This window comes from Escherichia sp. MAL-1, assembly GCF_052948035.1.
In genome coordinates this window covers 3,797,697-3,817,936 of record NZ_CM129609.1, presented here as the reverse complement: position 1 = coordinate 3,817,936, position 20,240 = coordinate 3,797,697, and the positions used below count along the sequence as shown (strand labels likewise).

Genomic DNA, 20,240 nt, shown 5'->3' with positions numbered 1-20,240 from the left:
GTCGGTTTACTCTGAATGGCACCTACTACTGTTTTCAGTTCCGAACAAGTCCTTGAGTCAATTGACGGATATCGCTTTCGTCGAGCGTTTCCCGCGCCAGCAGCTCGCGCGCGCAGCGCTCCAGCACCGCGCGGTTGATGTCGAGAATCCGGTAGGCGCGCTCGAACACGCCCATCACGATGTCGCGGATAGCCTGATCGATGCGCGCCTGGGTCGATTCGGCCACCCGGCAACCGCCGTGGGCCAGTTCCGGTGTATCGAGAAAGCGGGGCCGCTGCGCCTCGAAGGCGATGTAGCCCAGGCCCTCGTCCATGCCAAAGCGGGTGATCATGTCGCGGGCGATGTCGGTGGCTCGCGCCAGATCGTCCGCCGCCCCGGTAGACAACTCGCCGAACACCAGCTTTTCGGCGGCACGCCCGCCCAGCAGTACGGCGATCTTGTGCTCGAGATCGGTACGCGTCATCAGGAAGCGGTCTTCGGTGGGGCGCTGCAAGGTGTAGCCCAGCGCGCCGATGCCGCGCGGGATGATCGAGATCTTGTGTACGGGGTCGGTTTCGGGCAGCGCCAGCGCCACCAGCGCATGGCCCATCTCGTGATGGGCCACGGTTTCCCGCTCCTTGGGATTGAGCACGCGGCTCTTCTTTTCCAGGCCCGCCACGATGCGCTCGATGGTCGCGGTGAAGTCCTGCAATTCCACGGCGGACGCACGGCGTCTCCTCGCCGCCAGCGCCGCCTCGTTGACCCTATTGGCGAGGTCCGCGCCGGAAAAGCCCGTGGTCAGTGCTGCTACCTGTTCGAGGTCTACATCCTGGGCCAGCGTCACCTTCTTGACATGAACCTTCAGGATGTCCAGCCGCCCCTTCTTGTCGGGCCGGTCCACCAGCACCTGGCGGTCGAAGCGGCCGGCACGCAGCAGAGCCTGGTCGAGGATTTCGGGGCGGTTGGTGGCGGCGAGGATGATCAGCCCGACCGAGCTGTCGAAGCCGTCCATCTCCGTGAGCAGTTGGTTGAGGGTCTGCTCGCTCTCGTCGTGGCCGCCGACGCCGCGCGTGCGGCCCGCACCCACGCCGACGAACATCTCGACAAACTCTGATCCGGAGATGGAGAAGAAGGGCACCGCCGCCTCGCCGACAACAGCCTTGGCCAGCAATGTCTTGCCGGTGCCCGGTGGGCCGACCAGCAACACGCCCTTGGGAATGCGCGCCCCGAGACGGCCATAGTCCTGCGGATTCTTCAGGAAATCGACGATCTCGACCAGCTCCGCCTTGGCCTCATCCCCCCCCGCGACATCGGCGAACGTCACACCGGTGTTCTTTTCCACGAACACCTTGGCGCGGCTCTTACCGATGTTGAGAAACCCGCCCATGCCCTGCTTCTCGGCGAAGCGGCGGAACAGGAAGAACCAGACGCCAAAGAAGGCTACCGCTGGCAGGATCCACGACAGCACATCGCGCAGCCAGGTGCTCTCCAACACGCGGGCATAGGGCACGTCGTACTTCGACAGGCGATCGGCAAGATCGGGTTCGACCCTCGTTGCCACGATCGTCGTCTTGCCCCGGCTGTCCGGCGACTTCAGGCGCCCGGTCACCGTACGATCCGACACCAGCACTTCGGCCACGCGCCCCTCGGCCAGCGCCTTCTCGAACTCGCTGTAGGGCACCGGCTCGACGGTTTTCGCCGTCTGCCAGTAGCTCTGCAAACTCAACAACAGCAGGAGGGCAACGATCCAGTAGCCGGTATTCCATTGATTCTTTTTTTCCATGGGCTGTGTTCCTCGAAAGTCGAGTTGCCAGAGGATCAGGTGAACAGACGGGCCGCACCGTCACGCAAACGGATGGCCAGCGAGCGGGAGGGCAGTGCCGCCGCTGATGAGCAGCCCCCACGGCGTGGTCGACCGCGGATCACGCTTGTAGACGACCGCGTGACCCGCGGCCACGAACGCCACCGCGATCGAGGCCAGGGAGGCTGCCCATGCCAGGCCCTTGGGGTCGGACACGGCAGCCTCGCCCGCCATCAAGATGCGTCGCTCGCCGACTTCTTCTTGCGCGAGCCTTTGCCAGCGTCGCCGTGCGGCGTCTCGGTCGCCTTCGCGGCATCCGGCTGCTCCGGCTCGGTCGCCTTCGCGGCATCCGGCTGCTCCGGCTCGGCCGGGGTCTGCAGTGGCTCTTTGCGTTCGAACACCACGCGTTCGGCCTTGTCGTCCCAGCGTGCGCTGGCGTGATCGCCCTTGCCGATGCCGCCACCGAGCATCTCGCGCGCCAGCGCAGTTTCCAGCTCGCTGCGGATCAGGCGCTTGAGTTCACGCGCACCGAACTCGGGTTTGTAGCCTTCTTCCGCGAAATGGTCGATCAGCGTCTGATCGAAAGTGAGCGTCACGCCCTGGCTGGCGGCGCTGCGCGCCACGCGATCGAGCTGCAGGCCGACGATGTGGCGGATCTCCTCCTTACCCAGCGCATGGAAGACGATGATCTCGTCGATGCGGTTGAGGAACTCGGGCCGGAAGTGGCCGCGCAGCACGTCCATGACCTCGGCCTTGGTCTTTTCGTACTCCTCGTCGGCCGCCCCACGCGCCTTCAGCCGTCGCTGGATGATGTCCGAACCCAGGTTGGACGTGGCGATGATGATGGTGTTGGTGAAATCCACCACCCGGCCCTTGCCGTCGGTGAGGCGACCGTCGTCGAACACTTGCAGCAGGATGTTGTAGACGTCAGGGTGTGCCTTCTCGATCTCGTCGAGCAGCAGCACGCTGTAGGGCTTGCGCCGCACCTTCTCGGTGAGCTGACCGCCTTCGTCGTAACCGACATAGCCCGGAGGCGCGCCCACCAGCCGCGCCACGGTATGGCGTTCGCCATATTCCGACATGTCGATGCGCAACAGGGCGTGCTCATCGCCGTAGATCGATTCGGCCAATGCCTTGGCGAGCTCGGTCTTGCCCACCCCGGTCGGGCCCAGAAACAGGAAGGTAGCCACCGGTTTGCTGCCTTCGCGCAGGCCGGCGCGGGACAGCCGCACGGCATCGGCCACGGCACGGACCGCCTCGTCTTGTCCCACCAGGCGCTCGTGCAGCCGTTGTTCCAAGTGCAGCAGCTTTTCGCGCTCTTCCACCGTCAACTCGTTGACCGGGATGCCGGTCAGGCGCGAGACGATCTGCGCCACGTGTTCCGCCTTGACCTCTGCACTGCCGGAGGCCCGCTCCCGCTCCCAGTTCTCGACGAGCTTCTTGAGCTCGGCCTCCTTGGCTTCGATGCGCTTGCCGAGCTCGGCGGCCTGGTCGTACTGCTTGCGCGCGGCCACGTAATCCTGTTCACGCCGCAGCTGGTGCAGTTCGGACTCCAGCTCCTGCACGGCCACCGGCCGGGCCGTGGCCGACAGCTTCACGCGCGCGGCCGCCTGGTCGAGCAGGTCGATCGCCTTGTCCGGCAGGAAGCGCGCCGTGATGTAGCGGTCGGACAACTCGGCCGCCGCGATGATCGCGTCCTCGGAGATGCTGACCTTGTGGTGCGCCTCGAAGGTGTCGCGCAGGCCGCGCAGAATCATGATGGTCTGGGCCACCGTCGGCTCGGGCACCGTCACCGGCTGGAAGCGCCGCTCCAGTGCGGCATCCTTCTCGATGTATTTCTGGTACTCGTTCAGCGTCGTGGCGCCGATCAGGTTGAGTTCACCGCGCGCCATCATCGGTTTGAATACGTTGGCCACGTCCAGCCCGCCTTCGCCACCGCCCTGGCCGGCACCGACGATGGTGTGCACCTCGTCGATGAACAAAATCAGCTCGCCCTGGTGCTCGGTCACCTCCTTCAGCACCTTCTGCACGCGCTCCTCGAACTCGCCGCGATATTTGGCGCCGGCCACCATGGCGTTGATGTTGAGTTCCACCAGGCGCTTGTCGCGCAAGGTCTCGGGCACTTCACCCGCCACCATGCGCTGCGCCAGCCCTTCGACGATGGCGGTCTTGCCCACACCCGGCTCGCCGATCAGCACCGGGTTGTTCTTCTTGCGCCGGGCCAGCACCTCGATGGTGGTTTCGATCTCCTGCGCGCGGCCGATCACCGGGTCGAGCTTGCCGTCGCGCGCCATCTTGGTCAGGTCGCGCGAGTACTTGTCGAGTTCTGGCGTGTTGGTCGGCGTCTCAGCGCGTCCATCCTCGGCGCCCTTGCCGACCACCTTGCTGACCTGTTGGCGCAGCGCCTGCGGCGTCAGGCCGTAGCGGCGCAGCAGGTTGGCGGCCAGCCCTTCGCCTTCCTCGGCCAGACCAATCAGGAAATGCTCTGGACCGACATAAGAATGGCCGAGTTCATTGGAGGCCACGAAGGCGCGGCTGAGCGCATCCTTCACGCGCGGCGACACGCCGATCTCGCCCTCGAAGGGCTTGTCCCCGCGCTTGGCCTCAGACTCGATCTGCCGCTTGAGGTCATCGACCTTGATCTTGAACTGACCCAGGATGGTCTTGACCACGTCGCTGTCGGCCAGCGCCAGCAGCAGATGTTCGGTATCCACCTCGGAGCGGCCAAATTCGGCAGCGTGTTTGGCGGCCTCCTGCAACAAGGCTTCCGACTGTTCGCTGATGCGGCTGGCCAGCCCACTGCCGCGACGGCGCGGCGCACCCGAACCTGCGGCGGCGGGCTCGCCAAACGAGGCATCGACCACGTCATCGGTATCGGCGGCAACTGGCGTCGCGTCGTCGCCGATGCGGAAGAAGTCACTGCCGAGGAAGTCCTCGAACAGGCCGCTGCGCGAACCGAACAAGGCTTCCAGCGGCGAAACGGTGCGCTTTTGCTGGCGCACTAATTGCCGGTAATGGTCGTCGCACAACAGCATGGTGCTGTGACGACCGTTGAGATTGGCTTCCACCCGCACGGTGGCGGGTTGGCCGCAGACCTGGCATTGTTTTCTGGCCATGCTGATGCTCCTTAGAAGGTTGAAAAGGTTGAGGCGACGAGGCATCGCGAGCCGCGACACCTCGTCTCGGGACGGGTTTTTCTTGTGACGAACGAGCCGGCGACGTCAGCCGTTGATCGGGATCGAGCGTCCCTGCTTCGGCGCGCTGACCTCGCGCTTGTCGATCGTGACCGTGAGCACCCCGTTCTTGAACGATGCCTTGATCGAATCCTGGTTGGCGTCGTCAGGCAGGTTCAAGGCACGCTGAAAGCTGCCGTAGGAGCGCTCCACACGGTGGAAGCCACCTTCCTTCTTCTCCTGTTCCTGGCGCTTCTCGCCACGCACCATCAGCACGTCGTTGTCGAGGGTGATCTGGATGTCCTTCTCCTCGACACCGGGCACTTCCAGGGCAATCTTGTACTGCTTGTCGGTTTCCTGGATGTCCAGGGCCGGCTTCAGCATGCCCGACCAATCGGATGGCCACTGCGGCATGTTCAACGCCGGAAAACCGAAGCCCCGGAATGCGTCATCGAACAGCCGGTCGATTTCCCGACGCAGTTGCAGGATCGGGCTGACTGGCCCGCTCGCCGCTGGCAGGTCATTGCGCTGCACCGGCAGGGAAGAGGCGGTCTGCTGCTCTTGCTGCTCGTTCTTGAACCAGTTCCAGGGAGCCAACTTCTTGAAATCGATGTCCATGTCATACCTCCAGAAAAATTGGAAAACGAGTTACTCAAGCCCTTTGCCTGCTGCGACGGGCAGTGCGCCCAGGCGACACGGGCTGCTCGGATGACTTCTGCTGTTCACGCTTGCGCATCACCTCCTTCTTTGCTCCGGCTCGGGTCTGATCATTGATGCACTGATCGATTTCACTTTGACGAAGCCGCCACGTCCCGCCCACCTTGAAAGCCGGAATTTCCCCGTGTGCGGCGAGCCGATAAAGCGTCCGCTTGCCGACTTTCAAGTACGCAGCCAATTCATCGAGCGTGAAAATCACCTGTAGGTGCGCTTTCATCTCACCCTCTCCAATCGCGTCGCTTTGCGGTTCCGGCCAAGGAAATCCTTGCAATACTTTGTAATATTAGGCTTACCATGAAAAACCTCAGGAGTCAAGAGTGCAATGTGCAGCGTTCTCCCGCCCCATTGATGCAGGTCAACTGCTCAGGCAAGGCACAGGGGGGCGGCCTGATCAGGCAATGGACAGCGCCTGGCTCCTCAGCCTGCGTGTGCCACAGGCGCCTCGATCAAACACCGATCCTCACGTTGTAGCCGAGTGCCCGCAGCCCCTTGCTTGTCTGCATGTTCCTTGGCGGAAACTCGTCTGGGCGCGCCCAGACGACGATTTCCCCGAGGCTGCTCAGGCCAACGTGCGGAATTGCCCAGTCGTCGCTGCGGATCGCGTTCCAGAGTCGGGCCGAAACACTTCCGTTGCCCCAGACAACGTAGTTCAACAGTATCCGTCCGGCCAACACACCTTCCCGACACCGCCGCCGAAGGCCATGGCCCATCAAGCGGATTTTCCATGCGCCCTCAGCGCCGTACCTACAGCAAATCTTTCAAGGCCCAGGTCATTCAGGAGTGTTCTGAACCCGGTGCCTCCATCGCAAACATCGCCTTGGGCTACAGCCTCAATGCCAACCTCGTCCACAAATGGATTCGCCTGCTTACCCAGAAAACCACGGCTATCCAGCCAGCGTTCATCCCGTTGCCTTCTCAAATGCTCGGCGCGGGTTCGCATGCTCAAGCGCGCTGCTGCGATCATGAGTTTGATCCAGTCGGCCCGTAATAATGGGCACGATCCGTATGCCTATCTCAAGGATGTGCTGAGACGGTTGCCGACGCAGCGAGCTAGTGAGATTGCAGAGCTGCTGCCGCATAGGTGGCATCCGGCATAGTCGCGCAAGATGGTTTGCCCGCATGCTTACGTTCAACAGCTCAAGCACCGTCCGCCCTTCGCGGGATCGTTGCCGCCAGAGCCACACGCCGAACTTTTCCACCTTGTCGTCGCCGGCCTGCGGTCAGTCAGGCAAGCCCAGGTGCGAGCCTGTACATATATTTGTGTAATTGCCTGATTTTGATATGTTCAATTCAACATCAAATGAAGGTTAAATTATGGACGACAAACAATTGCAGGCTCTGGCTAACGAACTGGCCAAAAATCTCAAAACCCCTGAAGATCTCAGTCAGTTCGATCGCCTGCTCAAGAAAATCAGTGTTGAGGCTGCTCTCAACGCTGAACTGACTCACCATCTGGGACATGAAAAAAATCAGCCCAAATCGGGAACCAACTCCCGTAATGGCTATTCCACGAAAACCGTCACCACTACCGACGGGCCGATGGAATTACGTACTCCACGTGATCGTGATGGTTCCTTCGAACCACAACTGGTGAAGAAAAATCAGACCCGCATTACCGGCATGGACAACCAGATCCTGGCGCTGTATGCCAGAGGGATGACTACCCGCGAAATTACCTCAGTCTTCAAAGAAATGTACGATGCAGACGTCTCTCCGGCGCTGATATCGAAAGTCACCGATGCCGCAATCGACCAGGTTGTAGAATGGCAAAACCGTCCTCTGGATGCGATTTATCCCATTGTTTATCTTGAATGTATTGTCCTGAAAGTACGGCAGGACAGCCGGGTTATCAACAGAGCGGTGTTCCTGGCTCTGGGTATTAACCTTGATGGTCAGAAAGAGCTGCCAGGTATGTGGCTGGCCGAAAATGAAGGTGCAAAGTTCTGGCTGAATGTACTGACGGAACTGAAAAATCGCGGGCTGAACGATATCCTTATCGCCTGTGTGGACGGCCTGAAAGGCTTCCCGGAAGCGATTAATGCCGTCTACCCGGAGACGCAGATCCAGTTGTGCATAGTACACATGGCACGCAACAGCCTGCGGTTCTTGGCGTGGAAAGACTATAAAGCGGTAACCCGTGACCTGAAACAGGTTTACCGCGCAGCCACGGAAGAAGGCGCGTTGCAGGCGCTGGATGCGTTCGGGAAGGAATGGGATGCACGGTACCCGCAGATAAGTCGCAGCTGGCGGGCAAACTGGCCGAATGTTGCCACCTTCTTCGTGTATTCGGAGGCGATCCGCAAGGTTATCTACACCACTAACGCAATCGAATCGCTGAATAGCGTCATCAGACATGCGATAAAGAAACGGAAAGTGTTCCCGATAGATGAATCGGTGAAAAAAGTGATGAGGCTGGCTATCCAGTCAGCCTCACAGAAATGGACGATGCCACTTCAGGACTGGCGGATAGCCATGAGTCGCTTTATTATCGAGTTCGGTGACTGTTGTGGTCAACTAAAACTGGCCACCGCGTTAGAGTTTTTCCAGTATCGGTTTTCTGATTCGTTTGGTGGTAACCCACCATTATATTCGTGCGGTCTTAGTGCGCTGTAATATCCAACGATATAGTCCGTTATTGCGTGAGCTGCATCGCTGAAGCTTACATAGCCCGTCGCTGGCACCCATTCGTTCTTCAGACTCCTGAAGAAGCGCTCCATTGGGCTGTTATCCCAGCAGTTTCCACGCCGACTCATACTCTGCCTGATCCGGTATCGCCACAGTAACTGCCGGAACTGCCTGCTCGTATAATGACTGCCTTGATCGCTGTGGAACATCACCCCGACGGGCTTACCACGGGTTTCCCATGCCATTTCCAGTGCTTTCATGGTAAGCCTGCTGTCCGGCGAGAACGACATGGCCCAGCCCACTGGTTTCTTGCGAACAGGTCGAGAACAACGGCGAGGTACGCCCAGCGCTTACCCGTCCAGATATAGGTCACATCACCGCACCACACCTGATTTGGTTCCGTTACGGCGAACTGTCGCTCAAGATGATTCGGGATAGCAACGTGCTCATGACCGCCACGCTTATACCGGTGAGTCGGCTGCTGGCAACTGACCAGCCCCAGCTCTTTCATGAGTCTGCCAGCAAGCCAGCGCCCCATCTGGTAGCCTCTCTGGGTTGCCATTGTGGCGATGCTTCTTGCTCCGGCAGAGCCGTGGCTGATGCCATGCAGTTCAAGTACCTGGCTGCGTAATACAGCCCGTCTGCCGTCTGGCTTTTCAGGACGGTTTTTCCAGTATTTGTAGCTGCTGCGATGGACCCCGAACACATGGCAGAGAGTGGCCACAGGATAACACGCCCTGAGTTTCCCGATTATCGAGAACTGTTCAGGGAGTCTGACATCAAGAGCGGTTGTAGATTCAATCTGTCAATGCAACACCCCTTTCAATTATCTCTTTCGGTGTTTTGAACTTCAGTGTCTTTCTCGGTCTGTTGTTTAGCTGAGCAGCAACCAGATCTAGTTCATGTTGAGTATATTGGGCAAGACATGTCTTTTTAGGAAAGTACTGCCGAATTAGCCCATTTGTGTTCTCATTTGTTCCCCGCTGCCAAGGACTCTGAGGATCGCAGAAGTAAACTTTAACGCCGGTGCTGACAGTAAATTCTAGATGTCTGGCCAGTTCCATTCCTCTGTCCCATGTCAGTGATTTTCTGAGTTCTGACGGTAAACTCAGGAATTTGTCGGTAAGAGCCTGATTTACTGAGACAGAATCTTTGCCCCTGAGTCTAAGGATGATCGTATAACGTGATTTTCGGTCTACAAGTGTGGCTATATGAGAGTTTTTTGTACCTGAGACTAAATCGCCCTCCCAATGCCCCAGAGAGCGTCTGTTATCGATATTTCGGGAACGTTCGTGAATTGGTGTTCCGTTCACTATGTTAATCGTACCTCTTTCGCCTTTGCGGGTATGACGCCTGCCATGGCGAAGGCTATGCGACCGTCGCAGATGCTGTATATTCAGGTGGTGTAGCGCTTCACGGCTACGAAAGTACAGCGTTTTATAAATTGTCTCAGGTGATATTCGCAGCGTTTTTTGACGTGGTTTTGTTCGCCTTAACCATCCTGATATTTGCTCTGGAGACCATTTCATCTCCAGCTTTTCCAGAACAAGCTTTCGCAATGGTAAATTTTGATCCAGTAAGCACGGTTTTGGCCTTTTCGCCATTCTGTTGGCTCGGTTATTAGCATCAACAGCTTTGTAATAGCGTCTGCCCCGATTACGCTGAACTTCACGTGAGATCGTCGAAGGACTGCGATTCAGCGCAGTAGCTATCGCACGAATGCTCATTTTGGCTGACAAACCAGCTCGTATCTCCTCGCGCTCAGACAGTGTCAGGTGAGCTACAGCCCGCTTACGCTCATGGGGTTTTATGCCGCCAGTATCCCTTAACATAGTGAAGATCGTTCCGGGTTTTGAACCCAGGATATTCGCTATTTCACTGAAGCCTGTTCCGTTCTTCCATAGTTCAAAAACAGAGGCTTTTTCCTCTGCTGTAAATGTTCGTCTCATTCAAAAAACCTCCGCAACCCCATGTTTTCACATAACTGTTGCGTTGACCAATTGAATCTACAGTTGCTTTGCTGATATCCAGCCGATGACCGACGAATTTGGCTGGTCGCGTCGTAATGCGTTTATTCAGCCGCAGGTGGACGCGGTGATGTTGGAAGGGTTGTCGCGTTTTCCCAACGTGCGCTGCCTGTTCTCCCGCGAGCTGGAGGCCTTCAGCCAACAAAACGGCGAAGTGACGCTAAATCTGAAAGCGCCAGACGGTCAACGTGAAACGGTGAAGGCTCAGTGGCTGGTGGCCTGCGACGGCGGCGGCAGCAACGTCAGACGTTCTCTGAACGTGCCGTTTGAAGGTAAAACCGCGCCGAATCAGTGGATTGTGGTGGATATCGCCAACGATCCGCTCAGCACGCCGCATGTGTATTTATGCTGCGATCCGGTGCGCCCGTATGTCTCTGCCGCGCTGCCGCACGCGGTGCGCCGTTTTGAGTTTATGGTTATGCCGGGGGAAACCGAAGCGCAGCTTAGCGAGCCGCAGAATATGCGCCAGTTACTGAGCAAAGTGCTGCCGAACCCGGACAACGTCGAGCTGATCCGCCAGCGCGTGTATACCCATAATGCTCGTCTGGCCGAACGTTTTCGTATTGACCGCGTGCTGCTGGCGGGCGATGCGGCGCACATTATGCCGGTCTGGCAGGGTCAGGGATACAACAGCGGCATGCGCGATGCTTTCAACCTGGCATGGAAACTGGCGCTGGTGATTAACGGTAAAGCCGACGATGCGCTGTTGGATACCTACCAGCAGGAACGCCGCGACCACGCCAAAGCGATGATCGACCTCTCCGTGACCGCTGGCAACGTACTTGCGCCGCCCAAACGCTGGCACGGCGCGGTACGCGATGGGGTTTCCTGGCTGTTGAACTATATTCCGCCGGTCAAACGCTACTTCCTTGAAATGCGGTTTAAGCCGATGCCGCAGTACCACGCCGGGGCGCTGGTGCGTGAAGGCGACGCGAAAACTTCACCGGTCGGCAAGATGTTTATCCAGCCGAAGGTGACGCTGGAATCGGGCGAAGTGACGTTGCTCGACAACGTCATCGGACCGAATTTTGCGGTGATTGGCTGGGGCTGTAACCCACTATGGGGCATGAGCGAGGCGCAGATCCAACAGTGGCAGGCGCTGGGGACGCGTTTTATCCAGGTCGTGCCGGATACGCAGATACATACCGATCAGGATAACCACGACGGCGTTACCCGCATAGGCGATACGCAAAACCGCCTGCGCGCGTGGTTTGCCCAGCACAACGCCGCGCTGGTAGTCATGCGCCCGGACCGCTTCGTGGCCGCCATCGCCATTCCGCAAACCCTGGGCAGCACCCTGAATAAACTGGCGTCGGTGATGACGCTCACTCGCGCTACTGCCGACATTCCTGTTGAAAAGGTTGCCTGATATGCACGCTTATCTTCACTGTCTTTCCCACTCGCCGCTGGTGGGCTATGTCGACCCGGCACAGGCTGTGCTCGACGAGGTTAATGGCGTGATCGCCAGCGCTCGGGCACGTATTGCGGCGTTCGAACCTGAACTGGTCGTGCTGTTTGCCCCCGATCACTACAACGGATTTTTCTACGACGTGATGCCGCCGTTCTGTTTAGGCGTTGGCGCTACGGCGATCGGCGATTTTGGTAGCGCGGCGGGGGAATTACCGGTGCCGACAGATCTGGCTGAAGCCTGCGCCCACGCGGTAATGAAAAGCGGTATCGATCTCGCCGTGTCCTACAACATGCAGGTCGATCATGGCTTCGCGCAGCCGCTGGAGTTTTTGCTCGGCGGCCTGGATAAGGTGCCGGTGCTGCCAGTGTTTATTAACGGCGTCGCAACGCCGCTGCCGGGCTTTCAGCGTACCCGCATGCTCGGTGAAGCGATTGGCCGTTTCGCCAGCTCGCTGAATAAGCGCGTGCTGTTTTTAGACTCCGGCGGGCTATCGCATCAGCCGCCGGTACCGGAGCTGGCGAAGGCTGATGCCCATATGCGTGACCGCCTGCTCGGCAGTGGCAAACAGTTACCTGAAAACGAGCGCGAGCTGCGCCAGCAGCGGGTGATCAGCGCCGCCGAGAAGTTTGTGGTCGATCAAAACACGCTACACCCGCTTAACCCTGTCTGGGATAACCGTTTTATGTCCCTGCTTGAGCAGGGGCGTTTGCAGGGGCTGGACGCGGTCAGTAACGAAGAGCTGTCCGCGATGGCGGGCAAATCAACGCACGAAGTGAAAACCTGGGTTGCCGCCTTTGCCGCCTTTGCCGCCATTTCTGCTTTTGGCAACTGGCGCAGCGAAGGCCGTTATTACCGCCCGATCCCGGAGTGGATCGCCGGATTCGGCTCCCTGAGCGCCACTACACAGAACTAAAACAGAACTGAATATGCAGGAGAACATCATGACTTACCAACCGCAAACCGAAGCCGCTACCAGTCGTTTTCTGGAAGTGCAGGAAGCAGGCGAAACCCTACGCGTGCATTTCAATGACTGTGGGCAGGGCGATGAGACCGTCGTGCTGTTGCATGGCTCTGGTCCTGGCGCGACGGGCTGGGCAAACTTCAGCCGTAATATCGATCCGTTGGTACAGGCCGGATACCGGGTGATCCTGCTGGATTGTCCTGGCTGGGGCAAAAGCGATGGGATCGTTAACCGCGGTTCGCGATCCGATCTCAACGCCCGCATCCTGAAAAGCGTGGTCGATCAGTTGGATATTCAAACAGTCCACCTGCTGGGTAACTCGATGGGCGGTCACAGTGCTGTGGCGTTTACCCTGAGCTGGCCGGAGCGCGTGGGCAAACTGGTATTAATGGGCGGCGGAACGGGCGGCATGAGCCTGTTTACCCCGATGCCGACCGAAGGTATCAAGCGCCTGAATCAGCTGTATCGTGAGCCGACCATCGAGAACCTGAAGCTGATGATGGAGATCTTTGTCTTCGACACCAGCGACCTGACCGAGGCGTTGTTTAAGGCGCGCCTGAATAACATGCTGTCGCGTCGCGATCACCTGGAAAACTTTGTCCAGAGTCTGGAGGCCAACCCGAAACAGTTCCCGGATTTCAGCCCGCGTCTGGGTGAAATCAAAGCCCAGACCCTGATTGTCTGGGGACGCAATGACCGCTTTGTGCCGATGGATGCCGGTCTGCGCCTGCTTTCTGGGATTGCCGGTTCTGAACTGCACATCTACCGCGACTGCGGGCACTGGGCGCAGTGGGAACATGCGGATGCCTTTAACCAACTGGTGCTGAATTTCCTCACACGCCCTTAAGGAACGGACATGACGAATCGTAATCTTGAGCAGCTAGCCGCCGATTTACGTCAGGCTGAAGAAAAAGGGGAAGCCATCGCCCCACTGCGTGAATTGATTGGTGTGGATAACGCCGAAGCGGCCTACGCCATTCAGCGCATCAACGTGCAGTACGACGTGGCGCGCGGCCGTCGTGTGGTCGGGCGCAAAGTGGGGCTGACGCACCCGAAAGTGCAGCAACAGCTGGGTGTCGATCAACCGGACTTCGGTACGCTGTTTGCTGATATGTGTTATGGCGATAACGAAACCATCCCGTTTTCCCGTGTGCTGCAACCGCGTATTGAAGCCGAAATTGCGCTGGTGCTGAACCGCGATCTGCCCAATACCGACACCACTTTTGACGAGCTTTACAACGCCATAGAGTGGGTACTTCCCGCGCTGGAAGTGGTCGGCAGCCGTATCCGCGACTGGTCGATCAAATTTGTTGATACCGTGGCGGATAACGCCTCCTGTGGCGTGTATGTGGTCGGCGGTCCGGCACAGCGTCCGGCAGGATTAGATCTGAAAAACTGCGCGATGAAAATGACGCGCAACAACGAAGAGGTCTCCAGCGGGCGCGGCAGCGAATGCCTGGGACATCCGATCAACGCCGCCGTCTGGCTGGCGCGCAAAATGGCCAGCCTCGGCGAGCCGCTGCGTGCCGGAGACATTATTCTCACCGGAGCGTTAGGTCCGATGGTGGCGGTGAATGCGGGCGATCGTTTCGAAGCCCATATCGACGGTATTGGTTCAGTCGCCGCCACCTTTTCAGCGGCGGTTACAAAAGGAAGTCAGTCATGAGTAAGCGTAAAGCCGCCATTATCGGCTCCGGCAACATCGGTACCGATTTGATGATAAAAATTCTGCGTCACGGCGTGCATCTGGAAATGGCTGTGATGGTTGGTATCGATCCAGAATCTGATGGCCTGGCGCGTGCTCGACGCATGGGCGTTGCCACCACCCATGAAGGGGTGACAGGGCTTATCGCCATGCCGGAATTCGCCGATATCGACATCGTGTTTGACGCCACCAGTGCAGGCGCGCATGTGAAGAACGACGCCGCGCTACGTGCCGTTAAACCTGGCATCCGCCTGATCGACCTGACGCCCGCGGCAATCGGTCCTTACTGCGTGCCGGTGGTGAATCTGGCAGCCAACGTTGATCAGCAGAACGTCAATATGGTGACCTGCGGCGGACAGGCGACCATCCCAATGGTGGCGGCAGTTTCTCGCGTGGCAAAAGTCCATTACGCCGAGATTATCGCCTCGATCGCCAGTAAATCGGCGGGGCCGGGTACCCGCGCCAATATCGACGAGTTTACCGAAACTACCTCGAAGGCGATTGAAGTGGTCGGCGGCGCGGCAAAAGGCAAAGCCATTATTGTCCTTAACCCGGCCGAACCGCCGCTGATGATGCGTGACACGGTGTATGTGCTGAGCGAAGCGGCCTCTGAGGTTGAAGTTGAAGCGTCGATTAATGAGATGGCGGTGGCGGTACAGGCCTACGTGCCGGGCTATCGCCTGAAACAGCGTGTCCAGTTTGAAGTCATCCCGGAAGATAAACCGGTGAATCTGCCGGGTATCGGCCAGTTCTCTGGGCTGAAAACCGCGGTGTATCTGGAAGTGGAAGGCGCGGCGCACTATTTACCCGCCTACGCGGGCAACCTCGACATTATGACCTCCAGCGCGCTGGCGACCGCTGAGAAGATGGCGCAGTCCCTCGCTCGTCAGGCAGGAGAAGCAGCATGAACGGTAAAAAACTCTATATCTCTGACGTGACCCTGCGCGACGGTATGCACGCTATTCGTCATCAATATTCGCTGGAGAATGTGCGCCAGATAGCCAAAGCGCTGGACGACGCACGGGTTGATTCTATTGAAGTGGCCCACGGCGACGGTTTACAAGGTTCCAGCTTCAACTACGGCTTTGGTGCACACAGCGACCTGGAGTGGATTGAAGCGGCGGCGGACGTGGTGAAGCATGCCAAAATTGCCACGCTGTTGCTGCCGGGTATCGGCACTATTCATGACCTGAAAAATGCATATCAGGCCGGCGCACGGGTAGTGCGCGTGGCGACCCACTGCACTGAAGCGGATGTGTCGGCCCAGCATATTCAGTATGCGCGTGAGCTTGGCATGGATACCGTCGGTTTTCTGATGATGAGCCATATGACCACACCGGAGAACCTGGCACAGCAGGCGAAGCTGATGGAAAACTACGGCGCGACCTGTATTTATGTGGTCGATTCCGGCGGCGCAATGAACATGAGCGATATTCGCGCCCGCTTCCGCGCACTGAAAGCGGTGCTGAAGCCTGAAACAGAAACCGGAATGCATGCGCATCACAACCTGAGTCTTGGGGTGGCGAACTCGATTGCCGCAGTAGAAGAGGGGTGTGACCGTGTCGACGCCAGCCTGGCAGGGATGGGCGCAGGCGCGGGCAACGCACCATTGGAGGTATTTATCGCCGCTGCGGATAAGCTTGGTTGGCAGCACGGAACCGATCTCTACGCACTGATGGACGCCGCCGACGATTTAGTGCGTCCACTACAAGACCGCCCGGTGCGGGTGGATCGTGAAACGCTGGCGCTGGGCTATGCCGGGGTGTACTCCAGTTTTCTGCGTCATTGCGAAGTGGCGGCAGCACGTTATGGCCTGAGCGCAGTAGATATTCTGGTGGAACTGGGCAAACGTCGGATGGTGGGCGGCCAGGAAGATATGATCGTCGACGTAGCGCTGGACCTGCGCAACCGCAAATAAAAAATGATTACGCGGCTGGCAACGTATCAGCCGCGATTCACCTGCATCGTGACCTCAGAGGGACATCTTATGACGACCCGTACCTCCGCATCTTACCGCCTGACGTTGACCGTTGGGCTTTGCTTTTTAGTTGCCCTGATGGAAGGGCTGGATTTACAGGCCGCCGGTATCGCTGCTGTCGGTATCGCCCACGCGTTTGCGCTGGATAAAATGCAGATGGGCTGGATCTTCAGTGCGGGCATTCTCGGGCTGCTGCCCGGCGCGCTGGTGGGCGGCATGCTGGCCGACCGCTATGGCCGCAAGCGTATTCTCATTGCCTCTGTGGCGCTGTTCGGCCTGTTCTCGCTGGCGACGGCGATTTCCTGGGATTTCTCATCGCTGGTGTTTGCCCGTCTGATGACCGGCGTCGGGCTGGGCGCGGCGTTGCCGAATCTGATCGCGCTGACTTCCGAGGCGGCGGGCCCGCGTTTTCGCGGTACGGCGGTGAGCCTGATGTACTGCGGTGTGCCGATTGGCGCGGCGCTGGCGGCAGCGCTCGGGTTTAGCGGCCTGGCCTCCGCCTGGCAAACGGTGTTCTGGGTAGGCGGGGTGATCCCGCTGCTGCTGGTGCCGCTGTTGATGCGCTGGCTGCCGGAATCTCAGGTTTATACCCAACAAACGCAGGTGGCCGCCGCACCGTTGCGCGCCCTGTTTGCGCCAGCGACGGCGAGTGCCACGCTGCTGCTGTGGTTGTGCTATTTCTTCACCCTGCTGGTGGTGTATATGCTGATCAACTGGCTGCCGATGCTGCTGGTGGAGCAGGGCTTTCGGCCATCGCAGGCGGCAGGCGTAATGTTTGCTCTGCAAATTGGCGCGGCCAGCGGCACGTTAATTCTCGGGGCGTTAATGGATAAACTGCGCCCGGTGGTGATGTCGCTGCTGATCTACACCGGGATGTTGGCTTCACTGCTGGCGCTGGGTACGGTGTCGTCATTGAGCGGCATGCTAATGGCGGGATTTGTGGCGGGGATGTTCGCCACCGGCGGGCAAAGTGTGTTGTATGCGCTGGCGCCGCTGTTTTACAGCACGCAGATCCGCGCCACAGGCGTGGGAACCGCCGTCGCAGTCGGGCGTCTGGGGGCGATGAGCGGTCCGCTGCTGGCAGGGAAAATGTTAGCGCTCGGTACCGGAAGGGTAGGGGTGATGGCGGCTTCTGCGCCGGGCATTTTGCTGGCAGGCCTGGCGGTATTTATTCTGATGAGCCGCAAATCACAGATGCCGATCCCGGCCAGCGGTGCTTAAGCATTCATCCGGTTGTGGGAGTGGGGAGATTTGATTCCCACTTCCGGGTTAACGCCGTCAGTCAACTGTGGTGCCAAAGTTTAGATAAAACATGGCAACGGAGGCGTTATGAGCTGGCGGCCCTTTTTGTATCTGATTATTAATCCCCACCCGCTATTAAGCGCCCGGCGCGGGCATCTGCGTCTGGTGCAGGGTTGACTTTGCATTCTGTTAACAAACGCGGTATAACAAACCTTCTTTGGATGTTTAGATGTCCATACGTTTAGAAGGTTATATGCAAACAACACAACAAAATGCGCCACTGAAGCGCACAATGAAAACGCGTCACCTGATTATGCTTTCCTTGGGCGGCGTGATTGGCACAGGATTATTCTTCAATACCGGGTACATCATTTCCACCACTGGAGCGGCGGGAACGCTGCTGGCCTATCTGATTGGTGCGCTGGTGGTCTGGCTGGTTATGCAGTGTCTGGGCGAGCTGTCGGTCGCGATGCCGGAGACCGGAGCGTTTCACGTTTATGCCGCGCGCTATCTTGGTCCGGCTACCGGGTATACCGTGGCCTGGCTTTACTGGCTGACCTGGACCGTGGCGCTGGGTTCGAGCTTTACCGCCGCTGGATTCTGTATGCAGTACTGGTTTCCACAGGTGCCGGTATGGGTCTGGTGCGTGGTGTTCTGCGCGATTATTTTTGGTCTGAATGTTATCTCCACGCGCTTTTTTGCCGAAGGGGAGTTCTGGTTCTCGCTGGTCAAAGTGGTCACTATCATCGCCTTTATCATCCTCGGTGGGGCGGCGATTTTCGGCTTTATTCCGATGCAGGATGGCTCGCCCGCGCCGGGGCTGAGTAATATCACGGCAGAAGGCTGGTTCCCGCGCGGTGGCTTACCGATTTTGATGACTATGGTGGCAGTGAACTTTGCTTTTTCGGGTACCGAGCTTATCGGCATTGCCGCCGGTGAAACGGAAAACCCGCGCAAAGTTATCCCGGTAGCGATTCGTACTACCATCGCGCGACTGATTATTTTCTTTATCGGCACCGTGTTTGTGCTGGCAGCGCTGATCCCGATGCAGCAGGCGGGCGTGGAGAAAAGCCCGTTTGTGCTGGTATTTGAGAAAGTAGGGATCCCGTACGCCGCTGATATTTTTAACTTCGTGATCCTGACGGCTATTCTTTCTGCAGCGAACTCCGGGTTATATGCCTCCGGGCGCATGCTGTGGTCGTTGTCGAATGAACGTACGCTACCGGCCTGTTTTGCGCGAGTAACGAAAAACGGCGTGCCACTGACGGCGCTGTCGGTCAGTATGCTCGGTGGTGTGCTGGCGCTGTTTTCCAGCGTGGTGGCCCCGGACACGGTATTTGTTGCGCTGTCGGCAATCTCCGGGTTTGCGGTGGTAGCGGTGTGGCTGAGTATCTGCGCCTCGCATTTTGTTTTTCGTCGCCGTCATCTGCAACAAGGTAAGGCATTGAGTGAATTACATTATCGCGCGCCGTGGTATCCGCTGGTGCCAGTATTAGGTTTTGTGCTGTGCCTGGTGGCCTGTGTTGGGCTGGCATTCGATCCAGCGCAGAGAATTGCGTTGTGGTGCGGGTTACCGTTTGTTGCGTTGTGCTATGGTGCTTATTTCCTTACTCAACCCCGAAACGCAAAACAGGAGCCAGAACATGTCGCAGAATAATCCGTTACGCGCTCTTCTTGATAAACAGGATATCCTGCTGCTGGATGGCGCGATGGCGACGGAGCTGGAAGCGCGAGGGTGTAACTTAGCCGACAGCCTGTGGTCAGCCAAAGTGCTGGTAGAAAACCCGGAGCTTATCCGCGAAGTGCATCTTGATTACTACCGGGCGGGGGCGCAATGCGCGATCACTGCCAGCTATCAGGCGACGCCGGCGGGCTTCGCCGCGCGAGGTCTGGATGAAGCGCAGTCGAAAGCGCTGATTGGCAAAAGCGTGGAGCTGGCGCGTAAAGCCCGTGAAGCGTATCTGGCAGAGAACCCGCAGGCGGGAACGCTTCTGGTGGCGGGATCCGTCGGGCCTTACGGCGCGTATCTGGCGGATGGCTCTGAATACCGTGGCGATTATCATTGTAGCGTTGAGGCATTTCAGGCGTTTCATCGCCCGCGCGTGGAAGCCTTGCTGGATGCCGGGGCCGATCTGCTGGCCTGCGAAACCCTGCCGAATTTTTCCGAGATTGAGGCGTTGGCCGAGCTGTTGACCGCATATCCGCGTGCGCGGGCGTGGTTCTCATTTACCCTGCGCGACAGCGAACACCTGAGCGACGGTACGCCGCTGCGTGACGTGGTTGCGTTGCTGGCGGGTTATCCGCAGGTGGTGGCGCTAGGCATTAACTGTATTGCGCTGGAAAACACCACCGCTGCGTTGCAGCATTTACACGGTTTAACGGTGCTGCCGCTGGTGGTGTATCCGAACTCGGGCGAGCATTACGATGCCGTGAGCAAAACCTGGCATCATCACGGTGAACATTGCGCGCAGCTGGCGGATTATCTGCCGCAGTGGCAGGCCGCTGGCGCACGGTTGATTGGCGGGTGCTGTCGCACCACGCCTGCGGATATCGCCGCGTTAAAAGCGCGAAGCTGAGGGTTTATCGGGTCTACATCGTTCATTGTAGGCCTGATAAGCGCA

General features: G+C 58.6%; 16 protein-coding genes and 5 pseudogenes. 12 read left to right on the top strand and 9 right to left on the bottom strand.

All coding sequences use genetic code 11. The features are described from left to right. Positions 1 to 34 precede the first annotated feature (34 nt). The 6 genes from ACU8XX_RS19010 to ACU8XX_RS18985 all read right to left on the bottom strand — a co-directional run bounded on the left by ACU8XX_RS19010 (position 35) and on the right by ACU8XX_RS18985 (position 6,380). A complete protein-coding gene (locus ACU8XX_RS19010; RefSeq protein WP_000412528.1) occupies positions 35 to 1,762 on the bottom strand; it encodes an ATP-dependent metallopeptidase FtsH/Yme1/Tma family protein in 1,728 nt (575 codons plus the stop codon). Positions 1,763 to 1,822: 60 nt separating this feature from the next. Beyond that, complete coding sequence (locus ACU8XX_RS19005) at positions 1,823 to 2,014, bottom strand: hypothetical protein (RefSeq protein ID WP_001295707.1); 192 nt, start codon at positions 2,012 to 2,014, stop codon at positions 1,823 to 1,825. Next, positions 2,014 to 4,896 (bottom strand): heat shock survival AAA family ATPase ClpK, encoded by a 2,883-nt coding sequence (gene clpK / locus ACU8XX_RS19000; RefSeq protein ID WP_000101612.1) that lies wholly within the window; start codon positions 4,894 to 4,896, stop codon positions 2,014 to 2,016. Before clpK ends, ACU8XX_RS19005 begins: the two co-directional genes overlap by 1 nt. A gap of 105 nt (positions 4,897 to 5,001) precedes the next feature. Then, on the bottom strand, positions 5,002 to 5,571 hold the full coding sequence (gene hsp20, locus ACU8XX_RS18995; RefSeq protein ID WP_000350437.1) for a small heat shock protein sHSP20: 570 nt from the start codon (positions 5,569 to 5,571) through the stop codon (positions 5,002 to 5,004). A 34-nt stretch (positions 5,572 to 5,605) separates the two neighbouring features. After that, a complete protein-coding gene (locus ACU8XX_RS18990) occupies positions 5,606 to 5,887 on the bottom strand; it encodes a helix-turn-helix domain-containing protein (RefSeq protein WP_000643630.1) in 282 nt (93 codons plus the stop codon). A gap of 229 nt (positions 5,888 to 6,116) precedes the next feature. Continuing rightward, complete coding sequence (locus ACU8XX_RS18985; RefSeq protein ID WP_001295708.1) at positions 6,117 to 6,380, bottom strand: hypothetical protein; 264 nt, start codon at positions 6,378 to 6,380, stop codon at positions 6,117 to 6,119. Positions 6,381 to 6,394: 14 nt separating this feature from the next. On the opposite strand from ACU8XX_RS18985, the gene ACU8XX_RS18980 reads away from it, so the two are divergent. From ACU8XX_RS18980 to ACU8XX_RS18970, 3 genes and pseudogenes are all read left to right on the top strand, one after another. Continuing rightward, positions 6,395 to 6,658, top strand: coding sequence for a transposase (locus tag ACU8XX_RS18980; protein WP_001247776.1), 264 nt, complete (start codon positions 6,395 to 6,397; stop codon positions 6,656 to 6,658). Further along, positions 6,603 to 6,767 (top strand): annotated as a pseudogene (locus tag ACU8XX_RS18975) (transposase domain-containing protein); the annotation flags it as partial. The gene ACU8XX_RS18980 and the pseudogene ACU8XX_RS18975, both read left to right, overlap by 56 nt. A gap of 217 nt (positions 6,768 to 6,984) precedes the next feature. Then, positions 6,985 to 8,172: pseudogene (locus ACU8XX_RS18970) on the top strand (IS256 family transposase); the annotation flags it as partial. An 8-nt stretch (positions 8,173 to 8,180) separates the two neighbouring features. Here ACU8XX_RS18970 and ACU8XX_RS18965 read toward each other — a convergent pair. From ACU8XX_RS18965 to ACU8XX_RS18955, 3 genes and pseudogenes are all read right to left on the bottom strand, one after another. Continuing rightward, a pseudogene (locus ACU8XX_RS18965) lies at positions 8,181 to 9,082 on the bottom strand (IS3-like element ISEc52 family transposase); the annotation flags it as partial. Positions 9,083 to 9,092: 10 nt separating this feature from the next. Continuing rightward, on the bottom strand, positions 9,093 to 10,244 hold the full coding sequence (locus ACU8XX_RS18960) for an IS30-like element IS30 family transposase (protein ID WP_001254932.1): 1,152 nt from the start codon (positions 10,242 to 10,244) through the stop codon (positions 9,093 to 9,095). Next, positions 10,241 to 10,321: pseudogene (locus ACU8XX_RS18955) on the bottom strand (hypothetical protein); the annotation flags it as partial. The gene ACU8XX_RS18960 and the pseudogene ACU8XX_RS18955, both read right to left, overlap by 4 nt. Here ACU8XX_RS18955 and ACU8XX_RS18950 point away from each other — a divergent pair. The 9 genes and pseudogenes from ACU8XX_RS18950 to mmuM form a co-directional block, all read left to right on the top strand. Next, a pseudogene (locus ACU8XX_RS18950) lies at positions 10,309 to 11,691 on the top strand (bifunctional 3-(3-hydroxy-phenyl)propionate/3-hydroxycinnamic acid hydroxylase); the annotation flags it as partial. The pseudogenes ACU8XX_RS18955 and ACU8XX_RS18950 sit on opposite strands and share 13 nt — an antisense overlap. A 1-nt stretch (position 11,692) precedes the next feature. Further along, on the top strand, positions 11,693 to 12,646 hold the full coding sequence (gene mhpB, locus ACU8XX_RS18945) for a 2,3-dihydroxyphenylpropionate/2,3-dihydroxicinnamic acid 1,2-dioxygenase (RefSeq protein WP_240765254.1): 954 nt from the start codon (positions 11,693 to 11,695) through the stop codon (positions 12,644 to 12,646). A gap of 28 nt (positions 12,647 to 12,674) precedes the next feature. Then, entirely contained in the window at positions 12,675 to 13,541 is an 867-nt protein-coding gene (gene mhpC / locus ACU8XX_RS18940) for a 2-hydroxy-6-oxonona-2,4-dienedioate hydrolase (RefSeq protein ID WP_000222149.1), read from the top strand. 9 nt (positions 13,542 to 13,550) lie between these two features. Next, on the top strand, positions 13,551 to 14,360 hold the full coding sequence (gene mhpD, locus ACU8XX_RS18935) for a 2-keto-4-pentenoate hydratase (protein WP_000184938.1): 810 nt from the start codon (positions 13,551 to 13,553) through the stop codon (positions 14,358 to 14,360). Next, entirely contained in the window at positions 14,357 to 15,307 is a 951-nt protein-coding gene (gene mhpF / locus ACU8XX_RS18930) for an acetaldehyde dehydrogenase (RefSeq protein WP_000044265.1), read from the top strand. Before mhpD ends, mhpF begins: the two co-directional genes overlap by 4 nt. Then, entirely contained in the window at positions 15,304 to 16,317 is a 1,014-nt protein-coding gene (gene mhpE, locus ACU8XX_RS18925) for a 4-hydroxy-2-oxovalerate aldolase (protein ID WP_001013515.1), read from the top strand. Before mhpF ends, mhpE begins: the two co-directional genes overlap by 4 nt. Positions 16,318 to 16,386: 69 nt before the next feature. Next, positions 16,387 to 17,598 carry a 3-(3-hydroxy-phenyl)propionate transporter MhpT gene (gene mhpT, locus ACU8XX_RS18920; protein ID WP_001548201.1) on the top strand — a complete coding sequence of 404 codons (1,212 nt, stop codon included), beginning with the start codon at positions 16,387 to 16,389 and terminating at the stop codon, positions 17,596 to 17,598. A 274-nt stretch (positions 17,599 to 17,872) separates the two neighbouring features. Further along, positions 17,873 to 19,276 (top strand): S-methylmethionine permease, encoded by a 1,404-nt coding sequence (gene mmuP / locus ACU8XX_RS18915; RefSeq protein ID WP_023157580.1) that lies wholly within the window; start codon positions 17,873 to 17,875, stop codon positions 19,274 to 19,276. Continuing rightward, positions 19,263 to 20,195, top strand: a complete 933-nt coding sequence (mmuM, locus tag ACU8XX_RS18910; protein ID WP_000081352.1) for a homocysteine S-methyltransferase — start codon at positions 19,263 to 19,265, stop codon at positions 20,193 to 20,195. Before mmuP ends, mmuM begins: the two co-directional genes overlap by 14 nt. Positions 20,196 to 20,240: the final 45 nt, after the last annotated feature.

Excerpts from the sequence above, each read along its gene's own strand:
- ACU8XX_RS19010 (WP_000412528.1), bottom strand. The coding sequence starts at position 1,762 with ATGGAAAAAAAGAATCAATGGAATACCGGCTACTGGATCGTTGCCCTC.
- ACU8XX_RS19005 (WP_001295707.1), bottom strand. The coding sequence starts at position 2,014 with ATGGCGGGCGAGGCTGCCGTGTCCGACCCCAAGGGCCTGGCATGGGCA.
- clpK (WP_000101612.1), bottom strand. The coding sequence starts at position 4,896 with ATGGCCAGAAAACAATGCCAGGTCTGCGGCCAACCCGCCACCGTGCGG.
- hsp20 (WP_000350437.1), bottom strand. The coding sequence starts at position 5,571 with ATGGACATCGATTTCAAGAAGTTGGCTCCCTGGAACTGGTTCAAGAAC.
- ACU8XX_RS18990 (WP_000643630.1), bottom strand. The coding sequence starts at position 5,887 with ATGAAAGCGCACCTACAGGTGATTTTCACGCTCGATGAATTGGCTGCG.
- ACU8XX_RS18985 (WP_001295708.1), bottom strand. The coding sequence starts at position 6,380 with ATGGGCCATGGCCTTCGGCGGCGGTGTCGGGAAGGTGTGTTGGCCGGA.
- ACU8XX_RS18980 (WP_001247776.1), top strand. The coding sequence starts at position 6,395 with ATGCGCCCTCAGCGCCGTACCTACAGCAAATCTTTCAAGGCCCAGGTC.
- ACU8XX_RS18960 (WP_001254932.1), bottom strand. The coding sequence starts at position 10,244 with ATGAGACGAACATTTACAGCAGAGGAAAAAGCCTCTGTTTTTGAACTA.
- mhpB (WP_240765254.1), top strand. The coding sequence starts at position 11,693 with ATGCACGCTTATCTTCACTGTCTTTCCCACTCGCCGCTGGTGGGCTAT.
- mhpC (WP_000222149.1), top strand. The coding sequence starts at position 12,675 with ATGACTTACCAACCGCAAACCGAAGCCGCTACCAGTCGTTTTCTGGAA.
- mhpD (WP_000184938.1), top strand. The coding sequence starts at position 13,551 with ATGACGAATCGTAATCTTGAGCAGCTAGCCGCCGATTTACGTCAGGCT.
- mhpF (WP_000044265.1), top strand. The coding sequence starts at position 14,357 with ATGAGTAAGCGTAAAGCCGCCATTATCGGCTCCGGCAACATCGGTACC.
- mhpE (WP_001013515.1), top strand. The coding sequence starts at position 15,304 with ATGAACGGTAAAAAACTCTATATCTCTGACGTGACCCTGCGCGACGGT.
- mhpT (WP_001548201.1), top strand. The coding sequence starts at position 16,387 with ATGACGACCCGTACCTCCGCATCTTACCGCCTGACGTTGACCGTTGGG.
- mmuP (WP_023157580.1), top strand. The coding sequence starts at position 17,873 with ATGCAAACAACACAACAAAATGCGCCACTGAAGCGCACAATGAAAACG.
- mmuM (WP_000081352.1), top strand. The coding sequence starts at position 19,263 with ATGTCGCAGAATAATCCGTTACGCGCTCTTCTTGATAAACAGGATATC.